19 protein-coding genes are annotated in these 21247 nt (G+C 58.4%); 7 read left to right on the forward strand and 12 right to left on the reverse strand.

The features are described from left to right. Positions 1 to 22: 22 nt before the first annotated feature. The 4 genes from ACNQ62_RS02570 to ACNQ62_RS02585 all read right to left on the reverse strand — a co-directional run bounded on the left by ACNQ62_RS02570 (position 23) and on the right by ACNQ62_RS02585 (position 7970). Positions 23 to 2761 carry an aminotransferase class I/II-fold pyridoxal phosphate-dependent enzyme gene (locus ACNQ62_RS02570; RefSeq protein ID WP_005850610.1) on the reverse strand — a complete coding sequence of 913 codons (2739 nt, stop codon included), beginning with the start codon at positions 2759 to 2761 and terminating at the stop codon, positions 23 to 25. 83 nt (positions 2762 to 2844) lie between these two features. Then, positions 2845 to 3951 (reverse strand): carbon-nitrogen hydrolase family protein, encoded by a 1107-nt coding sequence (locus ACNQ62_RS02575; protein WP_009825643.1) that lies wholly within the window; start codon positions 3949 to 3951, stop codon positions 2845 to 2847. Positions 3952 to 4118: 167 nt separating this feature from the next. Further along, positions 4119 to 6887, reverse strand: a complete 2769-nt coding sequence (locus ACNQ62_RS02580; RefSeq protein ID WP_418094128.1) for a TRAP transporter permease — start codon at positions 6885 to 6887, stop codon at positions 4119 to 4121. A gap of 123 nt (positions 6888 to 7010) precedes the next feature. Then, positions 7011 to 7970, reverse strand: a complete 960-nt coding sequence (locus ACNQ62_RS02585) for a TAXI family TRAP transporter solute-binding subunit (protein WP_005850616.1) — start codon at positions 7968 to 7970, stop codon at positions 7011 to 7013. Positions 7971 to 8415: 445 nt separating this feature from the next. Here ACNQ62_RS02585 and ACNQ62_RS02590 point away from each other — a divergent pair, with 445 nt between their 5' ends. Beyond that, the gene (locus ACNQ62_RS02590; RefSeq protein WP_418094129.1) at positions 8416 to 10032 is read left to right on the forward strand and encodes an FMN-binding glutamate synthase family protein; all 1617 of its coding nucleotides are present in this window, start codon (positions 8416 to 8418) and stop codon (positions 10030 to 10032) included. A 70-nt stretch (positions 10033 to 10102) separates the two neighbouring features. On the opposite strand, the gene gabT is transcribed toward ACNQ62_RS02590, so the two are convergent. Beyond that, positions 10103 to 11497 carry a 4-aminobutyrate--2-oxoglutarate transaminase gene (gene gabT, locus ACNQ62_RS02595; protein ID WP_197145863.1) on the reverse strand — a complete coding sequence of 465 codons (1395 nt, stop codon included), beginning with the start codon at positions 11495 to 11497 and terminating at the stop codon, positions 10103 to 10105. A 178-nt stretch (positions 11498 to 11675) separates the two neighbouring features. Between gabT and ACNQ62_RS02600 the strand changes: the two genes are divergently transcribed. After that, positions 11676 to 12227, forward strand: coding sequence for a cupin domain-containing protein (locus tag ACNQ62_RS02600; RefSeq protein WP_009825647.1), 552 nt, complete (start codon positions 11676 to 11678; stop codon positions 12225 to 12227). A 43-nt stretch (positions 12228 to 12270) separates the two neighbouring features. Here ACNQ62_RS02600 and ACNQ62_RS02605 read toward each other — a convergent pair whose 3' ends face one another. The 4 genes from ACNQ62_RS02605 to ACNQ62_RS02620 form a co-directional block, all read right to left on the reverse strand. Beyond that, the gene (locus tag ACNQ62_RS02605; protein WP_005850628.1) at positions 12271 to 12420 is read right to left on the reverse strand and encodes a hypothetical protein; all 150 of its coding nucleotides are present in this window, start codon (positions 12418 to 12420) and stop codon (positions 12271 to 12273) included. A 295-nt stretch (positions 12421 to 12715) separates the two neighbouring features. Next, on the reverse strand, positions 12716 to 14386 hold the full coding sequence (locus tag ACNQ62_RS02610) for a sensor histidine kinase (protein ID WP_418094130.1): 1671 nt from the start codon (positions 14384 to 14386) through the stop codon (positions 12716 to 12718). 53 nt (positions 14387 to 14439) lie between these two features. Further along, a complete protein-coding gene (locus tag ACNQ62_RS02615; RefSeq protein WP_005850631.1) occupies positions 14440 to 14997 on the reverse strand; it encodes an RNA polymerase sigma factor in 558 nt (185 codons plus the stop codon). Continuing rightward, entirely contained in the window at positions 14994 to 15149 is a 156-nt protein-coding gene (locus tag ACNQ62_RS02620; RefSeq protein WP_005850632.1) for a NepR family anti-sigma factor, read from the reverse strand. The genes ACNQ62_RS02615 and ACNQ62_RS02620 overlap by 4 nt, the downstream gene beginning before the upstream one ends. A 108-nt stretch (positions 15150 to 15257) precedes the next feature. Between ACNQ62_RS02620 and ACNQ62_RS02625 the strand changes: the two genes are divergently transcribed. From ACNQ62_RS02625 to ACNQ62_RS02635, 3 genes are all read left to right on the forward strand, one after another. Continuing rightward, positions 15258 to 16067: a response regulator gene (locus ACNQ62_RS02625; RefSeq protein WP_005850634.1), complete on the forward strand. Its 810-nt coding sequence runs from the start codon at positions 15258 to 15260 to the stop codon at positions 16065 to 16067. Positions 16068 to 16213: 146 nt separating this feature from the next. Further along, positions 16214 to 16516 carry a DUF883 family protein gene (locus ACNQ62_RS02630; protein WP_235183729.1) on the forward strand — a complete coding sequence of 101 codons (303 nt, stop codon included), beginning with the start codon at positions 16214 to 16216 and terminating at the stop codon, positions 16514 to 16516. A gap of 11 nt (positions 16517 to 16527) precedes the next feature. Then, the gene (locus tag ACNQ62_RS02635) at positions 16528 to 16893 is read left to right on the forward strand and encodes a hypothetical protein (protein ID WP_418094131.1); all 366 of its coding nucleotides are present in this window, start codon (positions 16528 to 16530) and stop codon (positions 16891 to 16893) included. Here ACNQ62_RS02635 and ACNQ62_RS02640 read toward each other — a convergent pair. Continuing rightward, positions 16856 to 17212 (reverse strand): hypothetical protein, encoded by a 357-nt coding sequence (locus ACNQ62_RS02640; RefSeq protein WP_037942510.1) that lies wholly within the window; start codon positions 17210 to 17212, stop codon positions 16856 to 16858. The genes ACNQ62_RS02635 and ACNQ62_RS02640 overlap by 38 nt on opposite strands. Before the next feature lie 83 nt (positions 17213 to 17295). Here ACNQ62_RS02640 and ACNQ62_RS02645 point away from each other — a divergent pair, with 83 nt between their 5' ends. After that, positions 17296 to 18024, forward strand: coding sequence for a Crp/Fnr family transcriptional regulator (locus ACNQ62_RS02645; protein WP_005850638.1), 729 nt, complete (start codon positions 17296 to 17298; stop codon positions 18022 to 18024). Between the two features lie 3 nt (positions 18025 to 18027). Here the strand turns inward: ACNQ62_RS02645 and ACNQ62_RS02650 are convergent, their stop codons facing one another. Together ACNQ62_RS02650 and ACNQ62_RS02655 are read right to left on the reverse strand one after the other, a co-directional pair. Then, positions 18028 to 18954 (reverse strand): YihY/virulence factor BrkB family protein, encoded by a 927-nt coding sequence (locus ACNQ62_RS02650; RefSeq protein WP_418094132.1) that lies wholly within the window; start codon positions 18952 to 18954, stop codon positions 18028 to 18030. A gap of 53 nt (positions 18955 to 19007) precedes the next feature. Beyond that, positions 19008 to 19859, reverse strand: coding sequence for a formate/nitrite transporter family protein (locus ACNQ62_RS02655; RefSeq protein ID WP_009825653.1), 852 nt, complete (start codon positions 19857 to 19859; stop codon positions 19008 to 19010). 120 nt (positions 19860 to 19979) lie between these two features. On the opposite strand from ACNQ62_RS02655, the gene ACNQ62_RS02660 reads away from it, so the two are divergent. Then, positions 19980 to 21230, forward strand: coding sequence for an aminotransferase class V-fold PLP-dependent enzyme (locus tag ACNQ62_RS02660; RefSeq protein ID WP_418094133.1), 1251 nt, complete (start codon positions 19980 to 19982; stop codon positions 21228 to 21230). The last annotated feature ends 17 nt before the right edge of the window (positions 21231 to 21247 follow it).

Below are 21247 nucleotides of genomic sequence, written 5' to 3' on the forward strand. Positions count from 1 at the left end.
ATATTTGGTCCTTTGCTTAATCTTAGTCAGGTGAAGACGACAGGTTTTTCTTGCGCACCCGTTTCAGCGCCGCATCCGTAAAGACGCGCAGCCCCAGATCGGGGCGGTAACCGTGGATTTCGCTGACGTCCAAATTCCGCATGAACGACAGGATTTCCTGGCTTACCACCTGTCCGGGGACAAGGATGGGAAAGCCGGGGGGATAGGGGATGATAAAGCTGGCGGACACGACCGTCTGGTTGGCGTCCATCGCCTCTTTCAGCGTGCCGTTCAGCTCCAGGTAATCGGTGTTCTTCTCGTCATAGGCGAGGAAGAACGCCGTGCGGATATCCCCTTCGGAGGTGACATCGTCGTTGCGGAAGGCCTCGTGAAAGCGGCTGAAGTCCGGCAGCGGCGGGTAGTTCTCCATCAGGTTGGCGACGCGGTTGTCGAAAGACCGACGCTCCATCTTGCTGGCGTCATCCAGACGGTCATCCAGCGATTTCGCGATCTCGACCAGCACCTCGATCAGATAGGCGACGCTGGACCGCGTGGTGCCGATATTGGTCATGAACAAGACCGTGTTGCGCGAGGTCTTGTTGATCTGGATGCCGTATTTATCCATCAGGATATCGGTCTTGAACGTGTCACCGTCCCAGCCCGTCCCGCCGACCAGCAGCGTCACACGGCTGGCATCAAGGACGAATTGGTCCTTCTCCCAGCAGTCCCACATATCGGTCCAGCCCTGTTCCTGATGGTAATAGCTGGTCACCCCGCTTTCGCGGTATTCCTCGGGGATCATGTCGCCCGCTGTCAGCACCTTGAAGTATTTGCTCAGCAGCGGGTGGTCTGCAATCGCACGACGCATGGACAAAGCGGCCTCGATCTGGCGCTGCACGAATTCGAAGCCTTCAAGCTCTACCTGTCGTCGCCCCACATCCAGCGAGGCGATGATCTGGTAGTTCGGCGAGGTCGAGGTATGGGTCATATAGGCTTCGTGGAAGCTTTGTTCGACCTCGCCCTTAAAGTCCTGATCATTCACGTGAATCATCGACCCCTGCCGCAGGGAGGTCAGCGTTTTATGGGTCGATTGCGTGGTATAGACCCGCACCCGCGAATCCGGCGCAGGGATCAAACGCGTGTTCAGCAGCGTCTCGTCGTCGGCATCCTTTAGTTCAGCCTGCTGCTTTTCATAGGCGATGCGGTGGTCGTCCGACTTGAACCGCGCGCGCAGCGTATTGGCGGCGTTCATGCCCGTACGCTGGCGATAGGTCGGGTTGAAACGGGCAAAAGCGAACCACGCCTCGTCCCACAGGAAAATGAGGTCAGGCTTGATCGCCAGACATTCCTCCATCACCCGTTCGACGTTATAGACCAGCCCGTCAAAGGTGCAGTTTGTCAGCAGCAACATGCGCACCTGATCCAGCTTGCCCGCGGCCTTGAGCGCCAGAAGCTGATGCTTGATCTCGCGCAGGGGCACAGCACCGTACATCGAATATTCATTCAGCGGATAGCTATCAAGATAGCACACTTGCGCCCCCGCCAGCACCATCCCGTAGTGGTGGGATTTGTGGCAGTCGCGGTCGACCAGCACGATGTCACCGGGTCGCACCAACGCCTGCACCACGATCTTGTTGCAAGTCGATGTCCCGTTCGTGGCGAAGAACGTCTGCTTGGACCCGAAGGCGCGGCTGGCAAGCTCTTGCGCCTCTTTGATCGGCCCGTGCGGTTCAAGCAAGCTGTCCAGCCCGCCCGAGGTGGCAGAGGTTTCGGCCAAAAAGATGTTCGGCCCGTAGAACGCGCCCATGTCCTGAATCCAATGCGACCGCGTGATCGACTTGCCGCGGCTGATCGGCATCGCGTGGAAAACGCCCGTGGGCTGTTTGGAATATTCGACAAGCGCCGTGAAGAAGGGCGATTTGTTCCGCGCCTGCACCCCGCGCAAAATGTTCAGATGCAGCTCCATAAAGTCTTCTTGGTTATAAAAGACCCGACGGCAGATCCCCAGATCCAGACCCGCGATATCCTCGACCGACCGTTCGGTCACCAGATAGGCGTCGAGCTCGGGGCGGACCTTGGCGATCATACGGCAAAGCTCGGGGCCGTAGTTCTCGGGCTGGAGCTTGTCGATCTCCTCCTGCCCACCAGCGCGGGCGAGGTAGCGGACCAGTATCGTCTCGTCCATCTTGGACTTGAGCGTCAGCCCCGGGCGCACAACGATGGCTTGGATGTTGTGGTTGAACAGCACCGCGATCAGCGCGTCTTCGATGGATTTGACCACCACGGCTTCGTAGTGGAACGGGTCTTCGGGGCGGCGCATCCGGCTGACGTTGGATTTCAGCCAGCGCTCTTGCTGGTCGTTCACATCATCGACGATCAGCACTTCGAAATACGGTTTGGTCAGCGCCCGCGCCTCGGGGGACAGCATCGCCTCGTCGTCATGTTCGTCGTGATCGATGCTGTCGCGTTCCAGCGGGATGGTGCGACGGCGATAGGCCCCTGTTGTCAGCGCCCGCGTGATGCGGTTCACCGCAAAGGCCATGTCGTCAAAGCTGTTGTTATTCAGCATCCGTTGCAGGTGTTCGAACGCCGCCATGCCCGGAAAGGCCCAATAGGGTTCGATCAGCGACAGGGAGTCAAATAGCGCAGCGCATTTGCTGCGCAGGGCTTCGATTTCCTTGGCTGTGGTGGCGCGGGTCAGGCCGCTCGCCGCTTCACGCAGCGCGCTCCATCGGTCGGACCTCAGCTGAATTGCCGACGAATAATCGTTCATAGAATGCATCAATCGTACTCCGCTTTGGGCGGTCGACCGCTGCATCCCGGTGTCCGGCACTTTTGAAAAGCGCCGGACCTGAACGCCGCAGCCTAGCCGCTAGATGTCGGCCCGCTGCCCGGCAGATCACCGGGCTTTACGGGTGGATTTGGTGTCGCTGCAGCCGGAGCCACAGGTGTTTCGGCAGGGGCCGTGATATTGGCAGTCCCCGCCGTTGGATTTGGTAGCGGTTCGGGGGCAAAGCCCGGCTGAACCGCAGGTGTCGTTGTTTCATGCCCTTTAAACACAGGCGCGTCCGGTACCCGCTGCGCGGGCACATCGACGTGCAGACCGGCGCGGGTCCCCTGATGGGGCACCTCAAGCGGACCAAGCGTGTTCAGATAGGCGTCCGTCCCGCTGGAACGGTCATAGATCGAGAAGTCGGTAGACCGGTCGCGGAAGGATTTAAGCACCTGCCCCAGACCCTTCATGCCGGTTTCGCGCTGACGACGCACCATCGACAGATCGACTTCGATCGGGAACATGTCTTCCTGACCGGCGGACTGGTGCAGGACCATCGATGTCGGATCGACGACCAGCGATTTGCCGACGCCACCTGCGCCCAAGCCGTTGACTGCAAAGACATAGCACTGGAACTGCGCCGCGGTCGCGCGGGCAATCGCCAGCTCTGCGTCACGGTCGGTGGTGCCCGTCAGAACAGGTGTCAGCAGAACCTCGACGCCTTGGCTGGTCAGCTGGCGCGTGGTTTCGGGGAACCACATGTCATAGCAGATCGACAAGCCGAAACGCCCGACTTCCGGCACGTCGAAGACACAGAATTCGGTACCCGCCGCGATGCCGGATTCATAGGGCCGGAACGGGAACATCTTGGCGTAGCGGCGGATGATCTCGCCCTCGGGGTTGATCACCACGGCGGTGTTGTACACGCGCCCGTCCTCGGGATTCTTGAGGAACATGGAGCCGGGGATCAGCCAGACACGGTGCTTGCGCGCAGCGGCCTGAAACACCTCGAGCGTTTCATTCTCGGGGGGCAATGCAAACCGGTCAAGCGGGCCAAAGGGGGCCAGCTCGGAAAACAGGACCATCTGGGTCCAGGGAAAACGCGCCATCAGGATGTCCAGCCGTTGGATCATGCCATCGACGTTGGACTCCAGCGCGTTGACGTACATCTGCACGCCTGCAATCGCAAAAGGTGTCATAACTTGTCACTCCGTCCAAACGGGCGGAAGGGGCCGGAAATACTCCGCCCATACGCCCAAGGTGACAAGTCCATACTCCCATTGTTGGGAATATTAAACACGTGACGTGATGGCGAACCCACCGTCATTTGCATGGCTTCTATGCGTAACATGCACAAACTAATCTGTTACACCACCGCTGCTTTGCGGGCCGCACGTGCATTGCGGCCCCGTTGCATGACGACCACGAGGGCCAGCAACAACAGCGCAGGGATAAACATCCAGTATTTACTTGGGGTTGCGACGGGTTTGAGCACGCGCAGCACCTCTTGGTCCCAATCCAGACCCGCCGATTGCGCGGCAGAGTTGTACAGAACGTCGTCGATGAACATCTGGTCGCCCTCGACACGGGTGATCACGCCGGCAGCCTCCAGCCGTTCTTCGCCCGTGGTGCCTTCTTTGATGGGCAGAAGGGCGACAAATTCGATCGGATCACCCAGATCATTGATACCCGCGACGCGCAGGCGCAGATCCTCCCCAAGCGGTGTGTCGGCCGCGGCCTGCACAATCTCGGCCGGTGCTTCTTCGGTATAAGGCGGAAAGACCATATCCATCCAGAAACCGGGCCGGAACAGGGTAAAGGCGATCAGCAAGAGGGCAATCGTCTCGTAGAAGCGGTTCCGCGCAAGGAACCAGCCCTGGGTCGCCGCTGCAAACAACAGCATCGCAAAGGTCGCGACAATGAAGACGAATATACCCTGCACCATCGTCACATCAATCAGCAGAAGTTCGGTGTTGAAGATGAACAGGAACGGCAGCGCCGCCGTCCGCAAGCTGTAAAAGAACGCGACGACACCGGTCTTGATCGGATCCCCACCAGACACAGCCGCGGCGGCAAAGCTCGCCAGCCCGACCGGAGGCGTCACATCAGCCATGATGCCAAAGTAGAATACGAACAGGTGAACGGCGATCAGCGGCACGATCAGACCGTTCTGCTGCCCCAGTGTCACAATGACAGGTGCCAGCAGGGCCGACACAACGATATAGTTCGCCGTTGTCGGCAACCCCATCCCAAGGATCAGCGACAGGATCGCGGTCAGGAACAGGATCGCAAGGATATTGCCGCCCGACAGAACCTCGACCACATCGGCAAGCGCCGAGCCAACGCCGGTCTGGCTGACAACGCCCACGATGATACCGGCGGTCGCCGTGGCGATACCGATACCGATCATATTGCGCGCCCCGACGACCAAGCCGTCGATCAGGTCACGCACCCCCGCAACCACATCATTGGCAAACTGGCTTTCGCCCCGGAAAATCGCCATCAGCGGGCGCTGTGTCACGAGGATAAAGATCATGTAGGTCGTGGCCCAGAACGCCGACAGGCCAGGGGACAGACGATCCACCATCAAGGCCCAGACCAGAACGACAATCGGCAGGATAAAGTGCAGGCCCGACCGCACCGTTGGACCGGGCAAGGGCAGACGCGTCACCGGCTCGTTCGGATCATCCAGTACCAGCGGCTCTTCCTTCGACCCGATATACAGCAGACCGGCATAAACCGCGGTCAGCGAGGCAAAGATGATATAGCCCGCGCTGTTGGGGAAGGCAGGACGCAGCCAGCCCATGCCATAGTAGACAGCAAAGCTCAGCGCGCAGATGCAGGCGATGATAAAGGCGGACACCAGCAAGCGCTGCACAATCGGCTTGGGCGTATAGGGGCGTTCCAACCCGACCATACCGGCCTTCAGCGCTTCGAGGTGCACAATATACACCAGCGCGATGTAAGAGATCACCGCGGGCAGAAACGCGTGTTTCACCACATCGAAATAGGGGATGCCCACATATTCAACCATCAGGAAGGCCGCGGCCCCCATGACGGGCGGCATGATCTGACCATTGACCGAAGACGCAACCTCGACCGCGCCGGCCTTTTCAGAACTGAACCCCACCTTTTTCATCAGTGGAATGGTAAATGTCCCCGTGGTCACGACGTTGGCGATGGATGAGCCAGAGATCAGCCCCGTCATGGCAGAGGACACAACAGCAGCCTTCGCAGGCCCGCCTTTCATGTGACCCATCATGCTGAAGGCGACCTGGATGAAATAGTTACCGGCACCGGCCTTATCCAGCAGCGCGCCGAACAGGACGAAGAGGAATACGAAAGACGTCGACACACCAAGCGCGATGCCGAACACACCTTCGGTGGTGATCCACTGGTGGTTCACGATCTCGGAAAGCGAGTTACCCTTATGCGCGATGATATCCGGCATCATCGGGCCCAAGACGTTGTAGACAAGGAAGACCGACGCAACGATCATCAGCGCAGGTCCAAGGGCGCGGCGCGTTGCCTCTAGCAGGATCATGATGCCGATCACGAAAACGACCGTGTCTTGCATGTTCGGCGCACCGACACGGCCCGAGATTTCGCGATAATACACAAACAGATACAACGCAGCCGCCGCGCCAACCAGCGCCAAGGCCCATTCCCACAAGGGGATACGGTCTTTGGGCGATCCAAGCACAACGGTTGCGACAATGGCGATGGCGACCAGCGGGATCCACCAGGTCGGCGTGCCGTCTTTGGCCGCGACCATGAACAGATAGGCCAGCACGACGGGCACGATAATCCCCAGCCCCAGTTGTACCTTGGTGCGCGCGGCGGGGAAGGCGGCGATGCCAAGGAAAATAGCAAAGGCCAGATGGATTGACCGGGCTTCGGTGTCGTTAAAAACACCCCAGCCGAAAACAAAAGGAAGCGGGGAGGCGATCCACAGCTGGAACAGCGACCACGCCAGCGCAGTCAACGCCAGAAAGACGCCAACGCTTCCGGTCGCTGACCTGCCACCCGTGTCCGAAGACGCGACAAGTTCATCCAGTTCGCTTTGGCTCAGCCCGCCTTTTCCGGCGGCTTCGGCTTCTACAGCGGCGGCTTGGTGTTGATCGTTCTGTGACATCTTCGTCCCCTTGGTGGCCCCGTATCAGGACGGGTGCACGTTTATTGTCGGTCGACTGCGGTCGTTGCCGCAGGATGCGAACGCGAGGCTGTCCTCGCGTTCGCGAATGGTCAAGCGGCGGGCTTATTCAATCCAGCCACGCTCTTTGTAGTACTTCGCCGCACCATCATGCAGAGGGGCGGACAGACCGTCTTTGATCATCTCTTCTTCTTTGAGGTTCTCAAACGCGGGGTGCAGCTTTTTGAAGCGGTCAAAGTTGTCGAACACAGCTTTTACAACTTCGTACACGACTTCTTCATCCACATCAGCGGAGGTCACAAAGGTCGCTTTCACGCCGAATGTTTTCACATCCGCGTCGGTGCCTTTGTACATGCCACCGGGGATGGTGGAGTATGCGTAGAAGGGGTTATCGGCGACCAGCTTGTCGATCGCTTCGCCTTCAACCGGCACCAGCTTGGCGTCAACGGTGGACACGGCTTCCTGGATCGACCCGTTGGGGTGTCCCACGGTGTAGATGATCGCGTCGACCTTGTTATCGCCCAAAGCGGCGGCCTGCTCGGCTGGCTTCAGCTCGGATGCGAGCGCGAAGTCATCCATGGTCCAGCCTTTGGCATCCAGAACGACTTCCATCGTGGCGCGCTGACCGGAACCGGGGTTACCGACGTTGACGCGTTTGCCTTTCAGGTCGTCAAAGCTTTCGATGCCGGAATCGGCACGCGCGATGACGTTGAAGGGTTCGGCGTGTACAGAGAAGACCGCGCGCTCTTTGTCGAACTTGTCGCCTTCGAACTGCGAAGACCCGTTGTACGCGTGGAACTGCCAGTCGGACTGGGCAACACCCATGTCCATGTCACCCGCCTTGATGGCGTTGATGTTGGCGATGGAACCGCCGGTGGACGGAGCGGTACATTTCAGGCCGGTTTTGGCGCTGTCACGGTTTACCAAGCGGCAGATCGATTGACCCACGACAAAGTAGACGCCGGTCTGGCCGCCGGTCCCGATGGTGATGAATTTCTCCTGCGCGGTGGCGGCGGTACCCGCGACCAGTGCAGAGGCGATGGCGATGGACTTGAAAATAGTCATTTGAAGTCTCCCAACTTAATTGTCTGAACACACGTCATTGATGCGCATGCTCTCCGTCATGGTTGAAATGAGCGCAGATATTCCGAAGCAAAACAAGCTGATTTATTGCGATTTTTCCCCGAAATAATGCTCTGACCCTGTGCGAATCGCGGCGTGAAATCATGAATTATTTTCACTATGCGGTACACATGGCACCCGTCATTTAGTGGACGCGTATGGTAAATCGCAACGCGAAAAACGATGTAATAAACTGATTTTCCATATTTATTTCACTTCCCCCAATCCCGTGCCTAAAAATACTAGCGCGCAGCGGCACAAAATCAAAACTGCGGGCCGGAATATGCGCCGGACATCTGCCTTCGCCGCGCGGTACTTTCGGGTTATTTGTGCTATATAACCGAAAAAGCAGCGATTTTCGACCCAGACGCGCCAGCAGGAGCCCCACATGAAAGCACTCAAATCCCTCGGCCGCTTTGGCCTTTTTGCGACTGTCATCGTCCTTTTCGGCGCCTTCGCGATGCTCACAGCGCTGTGGTCGTGGTGGATGGTCCTTCCATCAGTGATCTTCGGCGTCCTCGCGGTGATGGGGGTGTACGACCTGATCCAGACCAAACATTCGATCCTGCGCAATTATCCGGTGCTGGGACACATGCGGTTTTTCTTTGAAGGTATCCGCCCGGAAATCAGGCAGTATCTGATTGAATCCGATCAGGACGAAGAACCCTTCAGCCGTGATGACCGGTCGCTGGTCTATCAACGCGCCAAAGGCGTGGAAGACGCGCGGCCTTTTGGCACGCGGATGCGGGTCTATGATGCGGGGTATTCATGGGTCACCCATTCGGTCCAGCCGGTCCATATCACCGACACGGATTTTCGCGTGACCATCGGCAACAAGGACTGCAAGCAGCCCTATGATGCGTCGATCTACAATATCTCGGCGATGAGCTTTGGGTCGCTATCGGCCAATGCGATCAGCGCCCTGAACAAGGGGGCCAAGATGGGCCAGTTCGCCCATGACACCGGCGAAGGCGGGATCAGCCGCTATCACCGCGAGGGGGGCGGCGATCTGATCTATGAAATCGGGTCGGGCTATTTTGGCTGCCGCACAGAAGACGGGCAGTTTGACCCCGACAAATTCAAGGAGCAGGCCGCAAGCGACCAGATCAAGATGATCGAGCTTAAGTTGAGCCAGGGTGCCAAACCCGGTCATGGTGGCATGCTGCCCGCGTCGAAGATCAGTGCCGAGATCGCGGCGGCACGGGGCATCCCGATGGGGCACGACTGTATCTCGCCCGCTGCCCATTCGGCGTTCACCTCTCCTGTTCAGATGATGGAGTTTCTGGGCAAGCTGCGCGATCTGTCGGGCGGCAAGCCTGTGGGGTTCAAGCTGTGCATCGGCCACCAGCGTGAATTCATGTGTATGGTCAAGGCGATGCTGGACACCGGGATCGTGCCTGACTTTATCGTCGTCGACGGCACCGAAGGCGGCACGGGCGCTGCCCCGCTTGAATTCGCCAACCACGTCGGCATGCCGATGGTCGAGGGGCTGACCTTTGTGCACAACACCCTGCGCGGTGCCGGTATTCGCGATCAGGTGAAACTGGGCGCGGCGGGCAAGGTCGTATCAGCCTTTGATATCGCCCGTGCGCTGGCTTTGGGCGCGGATTGGTGCAATTCCGCCCGCGGGTTCATGTTTGCGGTGGGCTGTATCCAGGCGCAAGCGTGCCACACCAATCACTGCCCCGTCGGCGTCGCGACCCAAGACCCCACGCGCCAACGCGCCCTGGATGTGGATGACAAAAGCCAGCGTGTCGCGCGGTTCCACCGCAATACGCTGATGGCCTTGGGCGAGATGACAGGCGCCGCCGGCCTAGAGCACCCCAGCGATTTCCTGCCCCGCCATATGATGATGCGGCAAAGCGATAACAGCATGGTGCAGGGTGATCAGGTCTATGGCTACCTGCCCGAAGGCTATCTGCTGGATGATCAATCGCCCGACTATAACGGCAATAAAACCCGTTGGGCGCGGGCGCAGGCCGACAGCTTTGTACCGTTTGATTAAACGCGCCCAAGACCGGCAACACAAAAGGCGCGCAGGTTTCCCGGCGCGCCTTTCATTTTGATTACAGAGCTTACTTTGCTTCTTCGGCGACCGCGGCAGCGACGGAGGCTTCGAAAATCCCGAGCCCCTCTTCGATGATCTCATCCGACGCGGTCAGCGGCACCATCACACGCACGGCGTTGCCCTGCATGCCGCAGCTCAGCAGCAGCAGACCGCGCTTGAGCGCGTGGGCAATAACACGTTTGGTGAAATCACCGTCCGGTGTCGCGGTGTCAAAGTCGGTCACAAACTCGACCGCGACCATCGCACCCAGACCGCGGATATCCCACATGCGGAAAGGCGCAGAGCGTGCGCCGATCTCGGCAAAGCGCGCCTTGAGGTGTTCCCCCATGTCCAGCGACCGCTGCAGCAGGCCTTCTTCCTCAATCGCCTCGATCGCGGCAAGCGCTGCGGCACAGGCGACGGGGTTGCCGCCGTAGGTGCCACCCAACCCGCCGGGGATCATCGCGTCCATCACATCAGCGCGGCCAATCACACCCGCCAGTGGATAGCCACCCGCCATCGACTTTGCGACGGTGATCAGATCGGGGGTAACGCCGGAGTGTTCGATGGCAAACCATTTGCCGGTCCGGCCAAAGCCCGCCTGCACTTCGTCGGCGATCAGCATGATACCGTGCTGGTCACAGATTTCGCGCAGCTGGTGCATCATCTCGAACGGCACAGGGGTATACCCACCCTCGCCCAAGACGGGCTCGATGATGATGGCGGCCACACGTTCGGGCTGCGCATCGGTCAGGAACAGGTTCTTCAGGCCGGTGATCGCATCCTCGACCGTGATCCCGTCGCGAGGCGATGGGAAAGGCGCGCGGAAGATATCGGACGGGAAGGGACCAACGTCTTTTTTGTAAGGAGAGATTTTACCCGTCATCCCCAGCGTCAGCAGCGTGCGCCCGTGGTAGCCGCCGGTAAAAGCGATCACACCGGGGCGGCCAGTTGCAGCCCGCGCGATCTTGACCGCGTTTTCCACCGCCTCGGCACCGGTTGTCACCAACAGCGTTTTCTTGGGCGCGTCACCGGGGGCCAGCGCGTTCAGCTTTTCCGCCAGTTCGATATAGGGGGCGTAGGGCACAACCTGAAAGCTGGTGTGCGTATATTGGTCTTCTTGCGCCTTAGCTGCCGCGATCACCTTGGGGTGACGGTGGCCGGTGTTCAGCACGCCGATGCCGCCGACGAAGTCGATGTAGCGGTTGCCGTCCACGTCCCAAAGTTCCGCGTTCTCGGCGTATTTCGCATAGATCGGCGCCGCAGAGGCAACGCCACGTGGAACAGCCTGTTCACGGCGGGCGATCAACTGAGCGTTGGTTTCGACAGATACGTTTGCATCAAGCATGTCGGGCACGACGCTGCTTTTTGCCGGTTTCTTTGCAGCGGCCTTGCGCGGCTGCTTTTTGACAGTACTAGGCATATACAAATCCTCTTGTTGAAACGCGACCCGCGTTTAAAATCCTCTTATTGCGTTTAATTTAATTGTCAATATAGATTTGCCTCAGCGCGCGTCAGTTGAATCGGCTGCGCCAAAATTTGCCTGTGATCGCACCAAGATACGGGTTAGGAAGCTGACAGAAATAATCCGGGGACCGGACGTGGACATAGGTCAAAGACTAAGATCGATTCGAGAAGAACGCGGCCTGTCTCAGCGCGAACTGGCGACCAAGGCAGGGCTGACCAACGGCACCATCTCCCTGATCGAGAAGAACAAGACGAGCCCCTCGGTCGCGTCCTTGAAAAGCCTGCTGGACGCGATCCCGATCAGCATGGCTGAATTCTTTTCAACGCTGGAAGATACGCAATCGCCCAAGGTCTTCTACCGCGAGAGCGAGTTTACCAAAGTCTCCCCCACCTATGACGGTCAGGTGTCGTTGCGCCAGCTTGGCAATGCGGAGCAACACTCCTTGCAGGTGCTGCACGAAACCTACCCGCCCGGCGCGGATACAGGCCCCGAACTGCTGGTGCATGAGGGCGAAGAAGCTGGTGTGGTTATTTCCGGAGAGATCGAGGTGACGGTCGATGATGCCGTCGCCGTGCTTGCACCGGGGGATGGCTATCTTTTTGACAGCCGCTTGCCGCACCGGTTCAGAAACATCGGCGACGTACAATGCATTGTTGTAAGTGCATGTACGCCGCCGAGTTTTTGATTTCGTTTTCTTGACGTGCGGATGGCCCGCACTAAACCTTTGATTATCGTTCGTCGTCGCGCCGGGAATGGCTATGCAATGACGATCTTTGGCGCTTTTTCTCTTCGCTGCCCCGTTGCGTGGTCAGCGAAACGATAGCGATTGCGGCCAAAGCGAGAATCAAAAATGAAGCGATAAACAAATCTGTCGTCATTGATGCCTCCTGTTCGCTTGTGTGGCTCGTTCAGGAGACTAACAGCCCACGGGTCACATGGTTCCACAGGCTGGAGGGCGCAATTGCTGCATTGCAGAGTTTGCGCGGCGCTTTGCTGAGACGGCGAATGTCGCCTGACATACGCGATCGGGACCACATCCATCGCGAAACCACCGAAAGTCCCATGAATTCCGCAGGTTGCACCCCAACAGGCCCCGCTGGCTGGGACGCGAAGGATTCACCGCCGACATACTGAAAATAAATTTAATTTTACCGAGTTTTCTGCGCCGAACCCTCAGTAGTCGTAGACTTCTTTCGCCTGCAGCGGCACGTGGAACTCAACGCTCAGCGTATAGGTGCCCTCTTCATCGATGATCTCTACCTGCCCGTTCAACTGACGCGAGAACGCGTTGATCAACCGGGAGCCAAGGCCGGTCCCTGCTTCGGGATCAATATTGCCGGTGGTGTTCTTAACAAACAGCAACGCCATTTCCGGCTGGGTATGAGACAGGCTTACCTCGATATGTCCCTTTGCCTTGCCGTCGGCGGCGACATATTTCAGCGCATTGGTAATCGCCTCGGACACCAGCAACGTCAGCGGTGCGGCGTCGTCGGGGTCAAGCTGAACCGCCTCGTAGTTTTGCGACACCGTCACGCCAGAGCCGGACGGCAGACCTACGCTAAGGAGCTGGTTCACGATCTCATGCATGAGCGCGCCACCGTCGACGCGGGTCAGGTTGTCGTTCTGGTAAAGGCTTTTGTGCACTGTCGCGAGGCTGAGGATCCGGTCCTGCAAACGCTGCAGCACGCGTTTCGCATCCGATGTGGTCGCCTGACGGATCTGCATGTTCATGATAGAAGAGATCAGCTGAAGGTTATTCTTCACCCGGTGATGCACTTCTTTCAGCAGAATATTCTTTTGGCGCAAATTGTCTTCTAGCGACGCTTCATCCCGCAGGATCGATTCCGCCATACCGACAAAGGCATGCTCCATATTCACGATCTCGGTCGGGACGACCCCCCCCAAGGGCGTGCGCGGCAAGGTTCTGTTCAACGCGAAATGGCGCATCTGCCGACCAAGTTTGCGGATGTGTTTAATGGCCAGACGGTTCAGCGCCCAGAAGGCCACGACAAGGCTTGCCAGCCACATCGCCACCGGCAGCACGAAGCTAAGCGTTGTCATCGCCCCTGCCTGAAGCAGCGGGGAATCCTCGGGCCAGACGCTCATGGCGTAGGCAACACCGGGGACGATGGGCAAAACGGCATAGACGCGGTCCTGCCCTTGCTGGTTGGTATCATGGAAGACGCGACCAGACTGGCCCACATACCATTTCAACGCGGCAAAGGAGGGCAGCTCTTGCTCGGCCGCTTCAAGGCTATTTTTGGTCGTCAGGATGTCGCCCTGCGCGTTGAAGGTCAGCATCGCGATCGGCTGCGACCCTGTCTCGGGCACCGGTGCGTCGTTAAAAACCTTTTCGGGAATGGACAGGTTGATAAAGCCGATCAGCTCTTCTTCCACTTTAAGCGGGTTGGTGACGATCAGCACCGGTTCCTTGCTTTGTGCCGGCGTGCTGGTGACATTCGCCATGCGACTTTTGTGTTCGATCATCTTTTGAAATACAGGCCGGTCCGACACGTTTCCCGAAACGCCTGTCGACACGCAGTCCATCCGCCCGTCGTTTTGGATGAAGCTTGCGACTGTATAAAGGTCGGAGGATTGCTGATATTCGCGCATGAAGGCGCTGCAGGATACATTGTCAGACTTGATCAGTTTGACCACGGACGCCAAAGCCGCCGCTGCGCCGAACGCTTCCTGAATGGTGCCGCTTTCCTTCGCCGACGCTTGCTCTGTAATGGCAAGCAGCGACAGTTCGGCATTCTCGAGGTTCTGCTCCGCAATCTCTCGCGTCTGCACAACGGCGATCAAACCGATGGGCAGCAACGCAAGCGATAGGAAAAGCAGCACGCGAAACGCGAGGCCACGAAAGATATTTGTGGACAGAAACCCCGACGTCACGATCAGAAAGAAGACACTTTAGATGCCGAGATAACCGACATCGTCGCATCATCCGTCATTTCGAGACTTTCGTCATCGCGCAGGCCCATCAGCTCAGCCAGTCGCGCACGGGCACGGTTCGTCCGGCTTTTGATCGTACCGACGGCAACGCCACACATCTCGGCGGCTTCCTCGTAGGAAAAGCCTGATGCACCGACCAACAGCAATGCTTCGCGCTGTTCGTCTTTCAGCAAACCCAGAGCTTTGCGGAAATCGGTCATTTGCATATGCCCGTCATGCGCTGGCTTTTCGGCAAGGCTTTCGGTGAACACACCATCCACATCAGCGACCTCGCGGTTGGCTTTACGACGGGAAGAATAATAGGTGTTCCGCAAAATTGTGAAGAGCCAAGCGCGCATATTTGTGCCGACTTCAAATTTTTCGATGTTGGTCCAGGCTTTGACCAGAGTATCCTGAACCATGTCATCCGCGACGGCACCGTTCCGGGTCAGGCTGATGGCAAAGGCGCGCATGGCGGGCAAGTGCTCCACCAGTTGGTCGCGGGGATCAGAATTGCTCATCCTTTTTTACCAGCGTTTTTATCCTGTTCTTTCAACTGATTAAGCAGGTCTTTAAATTTATCGGGAATCCCTTCTTCCATCGTCTCGTCATAAACGCGGCGAAGATTTTCGTCGATAAAGCGCTCACGCTCGTCGTTTTGGCCTGATTGCATGAACAAGTTTCCTGCCTTCTTTAAATACTGTATTTATACATATGACACGGAACCAAACACAGCGTTAGGGGGTTTGGTTCCAGAAATATTTTAAAAGGACGACAATAAATGACGGATGTCACCGAAACACCAAGTGTCAGCGATGCGTTGGGTGAATGCCTTCCTTACCTGCGTCGCTACGCGCGCGCACTGACCGGCAGCCAGAACAGCGGCGACGCTTTTGCAGCCGCCTCGCTCGAAGCGATTTTGACGGACCGGTCGGTTCTGGATGGTGTAGACACCCGCACAGGTGTGTTCCGCGTTTTGTACGGCATCTGGGCCAGCGCCGGTGCGCCTGTCGAGGAAGGTGAAAGCGGCCCCCGCGCCAAGGCGCAAAAGCACCTCGCCAAGCTGACCAACCACAGCCGCGAAGCGTTGCTGCTGCACACGATCGAAGGGTTCTCCTTTAAGGAAGTCGGCCAGATCATCGGTGTTGAAGAAGGCGAAGCCAGCGAGCTGGTGCAGATTGCCCGCCGCGAAATGGCAGATAGCGTGACCGGTTCGGTCATGATCATCGAGGACGAGGCGATCATCGCGATGGACATCGAATCCATCGTCGCCGAAATGGGCCACCGTGTGACCGGTGTTGCGCGCACGCGTGACGAAGCTGTCAAACTGGGCAAGGCGGATGTGCCGGACTTGATCCTTGCGGATATCCAGCTGGCCGATAACTCCTCCGGTATCGATGCCGTGAACGACCTGCTGCGCGATCTGGGTAACCGTCCGGTGATCTTCATCACCGCATTCCCCGAGCGTCTGCTGACTGGCGACAAGCCCGAACCCGCGTTCCTGATCTCCAAGCCCTACACGGTGGATCAGGTCGTATCGGCTGTTTCGCAAGCGATGTTCTTCTCGTCGACAGAGACGCTGCACAGCTAAACCGGCATACACGCAAACAAACGAGGCCGCGGTGGTTCCACCGTGGCCTTTTTTTATCGATACTGTGGGATGCAAGCCACGCCTTTAAGGAACTTATATCTACAGGGCGCGTTTGGTTGGTGAACACATGAATAATGGAGACCACCATGGCCAAGGACGTAACCAACACAAGCAACCTGTCTGTCGATGATATCTCGGTCCAGCTGGCCGTTTTGAAAGACGACATCGCGTCGCTGACAAGCACAATGGCCGATCTGACCAAAGCCAAAAGCGCCGAAGCCGCCAACCAGGCGAAATCCACAGCGCAGGATTTGGCGAACTCCGGCCGTGACAAGGCATTGGAAGCGCAGCAAACAGCCGAAGACTTTGTACGCACACAACCAGCCGCCGCATTGGGTATCGCTGCCGGTGTCGGCTTTATCGCCGGTCTGTTCGCGACACGCCGCTAATGTTCGAATATGTGACGGATAGGGTTGCCCAAAAGGCAACCCGAACGGCGCAAACTGCCGCCATCGGCTTTGGCGCAATGCTGTGCCTGATTGTGGGCGGGGCGTTTCTTGCCGTCGCCGCGTGGCTGTTCTTGCTTAGCATCACCACACCGCTGGTAGCCTGCCTGATTATGGGCAGCCTGTTTTTCGGTATGGGTCTTGTATTGATTGCGGCCCTGTCGATCCGAGCGCGTGCAATCCGGCGTCAGAAACGCGAAGCCGCCTTGCGCGCACAGGCGATGCAACAAGCGCAAGCCACCGGCGGCGTCGGCGGAATCGCCGCGATCATCACGGCTTTCGTCAACGGTCTGAACGCAGGGAAGCAAGCGCGTCGCTAATGCCTTGCACCATGGTGTCATTGGTGAAAGGCCGGTCTACGACGGAATAGATGTAGGTGTCGGGAATGCTTTGACCTTCGCCGTATAGAACATAGGCGACATCTTTCGTGGGCAGGTCTGCGGCAAAGAGTTCCGACAGGTCATTCGACGTGCCGGACACAAGTGCCACGGCCTGAGACGAACAGCTGCGCAGTTCAGAGACAAAAGCGGAAAGGGTTTCGGACACAGACAATGCGGCGTCACCGAATGCCTGTTCCAGCATGTCGATCACATCCGCCCGAACGATCGGGTCAGTATCGAATACGAAAAAAGGAATCACATCGCGCCTTTCTAATCCCGCAAAGGTAGCAATATTTCCAAAGCGCCGCGTTAAACTATGACATACGAGTTAGGAATTTTTTCATGGGTATCGATTGCCGCTATTGTCCGCTTCACAAAAAGGACGCCTTTGTCACCATGACAAGGGAAGAGCTTGAGTTCATGCAGAAATTCAAGGTCGGTGAGCTTAGCGTCGACCCCGGCACGACAATCCTCATGCAGGGGTCCAACTCCCCCCAACTCTATACGGTGCTGTCCGGCATGGGCATCCGGCATAAGTCGCTGGATAATGGTGAACGGCAGGTCATTAACTTTGTCTTCCCCGGCGATTTCATGGGGCTTCAGGCCGGTATGCTTGGCGAAATGGGCCACAGCGTAGAGGCGCGGACGCATATGCGCATGTGTGTGTTCAACCGCTCGGATTTCTGGACCTTCTTCCGCAGCAATCCCAGCCGCGCGTTCGATATCACATGGCTCGCCGCGATAGAGGAGCATTTCCTTGGCGAAACGCTTGCCACTGTCGGCCAACGCACCGCGCTGCAAGCGGTGTCATGGGCAATGCTCAAGTTCTTTGAACGCGGGATGGGGCTGGGGTTGGTGACAAATAACACAATGACCCTGCCCTTCACGCAACGCGATCTGGCGGATGCTTTGGGTCTATCGCTTGTTCATACCAACAAAACCCTCGCGAAGCTGCGTGACCAGCAACTCGCGTCCTGGTCGGATCAGGTGCTGCAGGTCAATGACCTCGACAAGCTCGCCGATGTTGCCGAGACAGAGCGCAGCAAACCGGCCAAGCGCCCCTTGATGTAGGCGCTATTCCTTGCTCACACTTACCAGATTATCCGCAACATAGGCACCGCGTTTGCCAAGCGGCCGGTCACGGCCAATGGTGCTGTCAGGGCGCGTGCGCAGTTCAACCTGCGCGTTCCACGACGCCCCCATTAGCACCAGAAAACTGCTGATCCACAGCCAGACCAGCATGGCGATCACAGCGCCAATAGACCCGTAGACCTGATTGTAATTGCCGAAGTTCGCAACGTAATAGCTGAACCCGATCGACACCACCGCCCATGAAAACACCGCGAAAACGGCCCCCCATGTCAGCCAGCCAATGCGCGCCGCACGACGGTTCGGACCAAAGCGGTACAGCACACCAACACCGGCCAATAGCACCAAAATCGCGATGCTCCAGCGGATGATCTCGGCGACGAAATAGCCGAATACCCCCAGGGGGATGAACGACAGCACAATCGGTGCGATCACCACAGTGATCAGCGCAATCAGCCCCACCATCACCAAGGTAAAGGTCAGCATCAGCGCCCGCAGATAGTGCCGCGCGGCGTTGCGATTGCGTTCACTATACACGCTATTCAGGCCGATCATCATCGCGCCCACACCTGCCCGCGCCGACCACATCGCCACCAGAACCGAAGCCGCACCAGCCCACCCCAGTTTGCCGGTGCTGGTTGTGACCAACGACACCACCTGATCATTGAGAATATCATAGACGTCATCGGGCAGCAGACCGCGCATGTCTTCCAGCTGGGCGATGACAACCACAGGGTCAGAGATCAGGCTCAGGATCGTGACCAACGCGGCAAGGGCGGGAAACAGCGACAACATCGCATAAAAAGCGACCCCCGCCGCGATAAGCGAGACGTTCTTTTCAGAGATATCAACCAGCGCCGCTTTCAGCGCATCCCAGTACAGCTTTACGGTGCCCACCGATTTCTGTGTCAAAACCCTTGATCCTCGTTCCCCACGGCTGCGGCCCCTGCCACATCACATTTACGCTACTTTTCCTCTTCTACCTCATCGCGCACCTGACCCCAAGCGACGAGGGTAAAGATGATCGTTCCGCCAACAATGTTGCCCGCAAGCACCGGTAAGAAGAACTCGAACACCGCCGCCATCAGGCCAAGCTGGCCGTCCAATATCATCACCGCCATCTCGACCGACCCCGCAACGATATGCGCAAAATCCCCCGCGGCGATAAGCCAGGTGAACACAAGGATCAGGAAGAACGACGTCTCATCCGCCTGCGGCATCATCCAGACGATAAGCGCGACGATGACCCCCGCCGGAATGGCCCGCCAGAACCCCTGATAGGCGCCCATGCTGGTTGCGTGATGCGACAGGTCCAGAATGGCCGGCAGCACCTCGGGCGAAATCGCGGGCGTCCAGAGAAACAGCATCGCCGCGGCAAAGGCCCCCACCACATTCGCCGCCAGCACGATCCCCCACAGGCGGAACATGCACATCAGCGAATGCCACGTCTTGGCCCGCATGATCGGTAAAACGGTGGTGATGGTGTTTTCGGTAAACAGCTGCATCCGCCCCATGATCACCGCCAGAAAACCCAGCGAATAGCCCAGGTTCTCGATCAGGAAACGATGCGCGGTATCGGGCAGATAGGTCCGGAACACGGCCTCGCCCAGAACCGACAGGCTGATCATCACCCCCGCCGCGATCCCCGACCAGATCAACGACCGCTTGCTGCGCGCCAGCTCTTCCTCGCCCTCACGGCGGATCACCTCGTAGATCAGCTTGGGCGACAGCGCCGTCGCTTCGCTGACCGATTTCTCCTCGGCTTGCGCGTCCTGTGGTTTCTTACGCGAAACCCTGCGTTGAATAAGAGGGGCCATTCCTGCGCTCCTGAAAACTACGAACAAATGGGGCCGAGCCCGCAAAATCTGATTGTGATCCAGCATCAAACTAGCGCAGAAACTGCATAAGCACAGAAAGTAACGCAGCAGGGCAGCATAATGTTCACAGAAGATACCAAACTCATGTCGGCAATCCGTGACCGCTTTGCCCATGTTGACAGCTGCCCGTTCCAGGGACCGCGCGTGTTTTTCGAAAACGCTGGCGGCGCGCTGACATTGAACACGGTCGTCGAGACCTCGACCAAATTCGCAGCCATCCCCGACAATCAGGGGCGCGACAACCCCGCGTCCCATGCGCTGGTCGATATCATCAAACAGGCCCGCGCCGATATGGCGTTGTTCTTCAACGCGCCTGACGGGCAGTTCTTTGTCGGCGAAAGCGGGACAGAGCTGTCGTTCCGCCTGATCCGGACAGCCGTCATGGGCAGCGCCCCCGGTGCCGTCATCGGGTCTACTGTGGAACACCCCGCCTCGCGCAGCGCGGCGCAACACTGGGCCGATGTGGCGGGCAAACCCTATATTAGCGTGCCCCACGACAATGCGACAGGTCAGGTAACGCCCGACGCCTACGCCGCTTTGATGACCCCCGAGGTACGAGTCGCCACGATCCTGCACACCTCCCCCGTGACGGGGATCGCCAATGATGTGGCGGGCATCAGCGCCGCGATCCGCGCCATCGCCCCCGACGCCTATATCTTTGTCGACGGCATCCAGCACGCCAGCCATGGGCATATCGACATCGCCAGCTATGACATCGACGGCTATGTCATCTCTCCGTACAAACTGTTCTCGCGCCACGGCTATGGCATTGCCTGGGCGTCAGAGCGTCTTACCGCGCTGCCGATCGAGACACTGGCGAACGGTCCCGCCGGGAATTGGGAAATGGGCACCCGTGACACGGGTGCCTATGCGACATTCTCGGATGTGGTGCGCTATTTCGACTGGCTCGGCAGCCAAGTGTCGGACGCCACTGCCCCCCGCGCGCGGATAGAGGCCGCCGCCGCTGCGATCCACGACCACGAGCAACAGCTGACCAATGCGCTGCTGTTCGGCACGGGAAACCTCGCCGGATTGGCCGATCTGGCGGGCGTCACGATCCTGGGCGGCACCGACAACCCCGACCGCGAGGGGCTTGTGTCCTTCACGCTCGACGCCCTGCCCGCGGCGGATATCGTGGCCCAACTCAACGCCCAAGGCATCCGGACCCATGTGCGCAAGGCGGATCACTACTCCGGCAACATCCTGACCCCGCTCGGGTTTGATGCCGCGGTGCGTGTGTCGCTTTGCCATTACAACTCCATGGACGAAGTCCGCGCCCTGCTCACGGCAATGAAAGACATCGCCGCATAAATGCCCGGTTGCGGCTT

Source organism: Sulfitobacter sp. SBS6, from assembly GCF_048285585.1.
Lineage (GTDB): Bacteria > Pseudomonadota > Alphaproteobacteria > Rhodobacterales > Rhodobacteraceae > Sulfitobacter > Sulfitobacter pontiacus.

Bases quoted from the DNA above. Each gene is read 5' to 3' on its own strand.
- ACNQ62_RS02585 (WP_005850616.1), bottom strand. From the start codon at position 7,970: ATGACTATTTTCAAGTCCATCGCCATCGCCTCTGCACTGGTCGCGGGT.
- ACNQ62_RS02580 (WP_418094128.1), bottom strand. From the start codon at position 6,887: ATGTCACAGAACGATCAACACCAAGCCGCCGCTGTAGAAGCCGAAGCC.
- ACNQ62_RS02570 (WP_005850610.1), bottom strand. From the start codon at position 2,761: ATGCATTCTATGAACGATTATTCGTCGGCAATTCAGCTGAGGTCCGAC.
- ACNQ62_RS02630 (WP_235183729.1), top strand. From the start codon at position 16,214: ATGGCCAAGGACGTAACCAACACAAGCAACCTGTCTGTCGATGATATC.
- ACNQ62_RS02645 (WP_005850638.1), top strand. From the start codon at position 17,296: ATGGGTATCGATTGCCGCTATTGTCCGCTTCACAAAAAGGACGCCTTT.
- ACNQ62_RS02625 (WP_005850634.1), top strand. From the start codon at position 15,258: ATGACGGATGTCACCGAAACACCAAGTGTCAGCGATGCGTTGGGTGAA.
- gabT (WP_197145863.1), bottom strand. From the start codon at position 11,497: ATGCCTAGTACTGTCAAAAAGCAGCCGCGCAAGGCCGCTGCAAAGAAA.
- ACNQ62_RS02660 (WP_418094133.1), top strand. From the start codon at position 19,980: ATGTTCACAGAAGATACCAAACTCATGTCGGCAATCCGTGACCGCTTT.
- ACNQ62_RS02620 (WP_005850632.1), bottom strand. From the start codon at position 15,149: ATGCAATCAGGCCAAAACGACGAGCGTGAGCGCTTTATCGACGAAAAT.
- ACNQ62_RS02655 (WP_009825653.1), bottom strand. From the start codon at position 19,859: ATGGCCCCTCTTATTCAACGCAGGGTTTCGCGTAAGAAACCACAGGAC.
- ACNQ62_RS02605 (WP_005850628.1), bottom strand. From the start codon at position 12,420: ATGACGACAGATTTGTTTATCGCTTCATTTTTGATTCTCGCTTTGGCC.
- ACNQ62_RS02590 (WP_418094129.1), top strand. From the start codon at position 8,416: ATGAAAGCACTCAAATCCCTCGGCCGCTTTGGCCTTTTTGCGACTGTC.
- ACNQ62_RS02615 (WP_005850631.1), bottom strand. From the start codon at position 14,997: ATGAGCAATTCTGATCCCCGCGACCAACTGGTGGAGCACTTGCCCGCC.
- ACNQ62_RS02575 (WP_009825643.1), bottom strand. From the start codon at position 3,951: ATGACACCTTTTGCGATTGCAGGCGTGCAGATGTACGTCAACGCGCTG.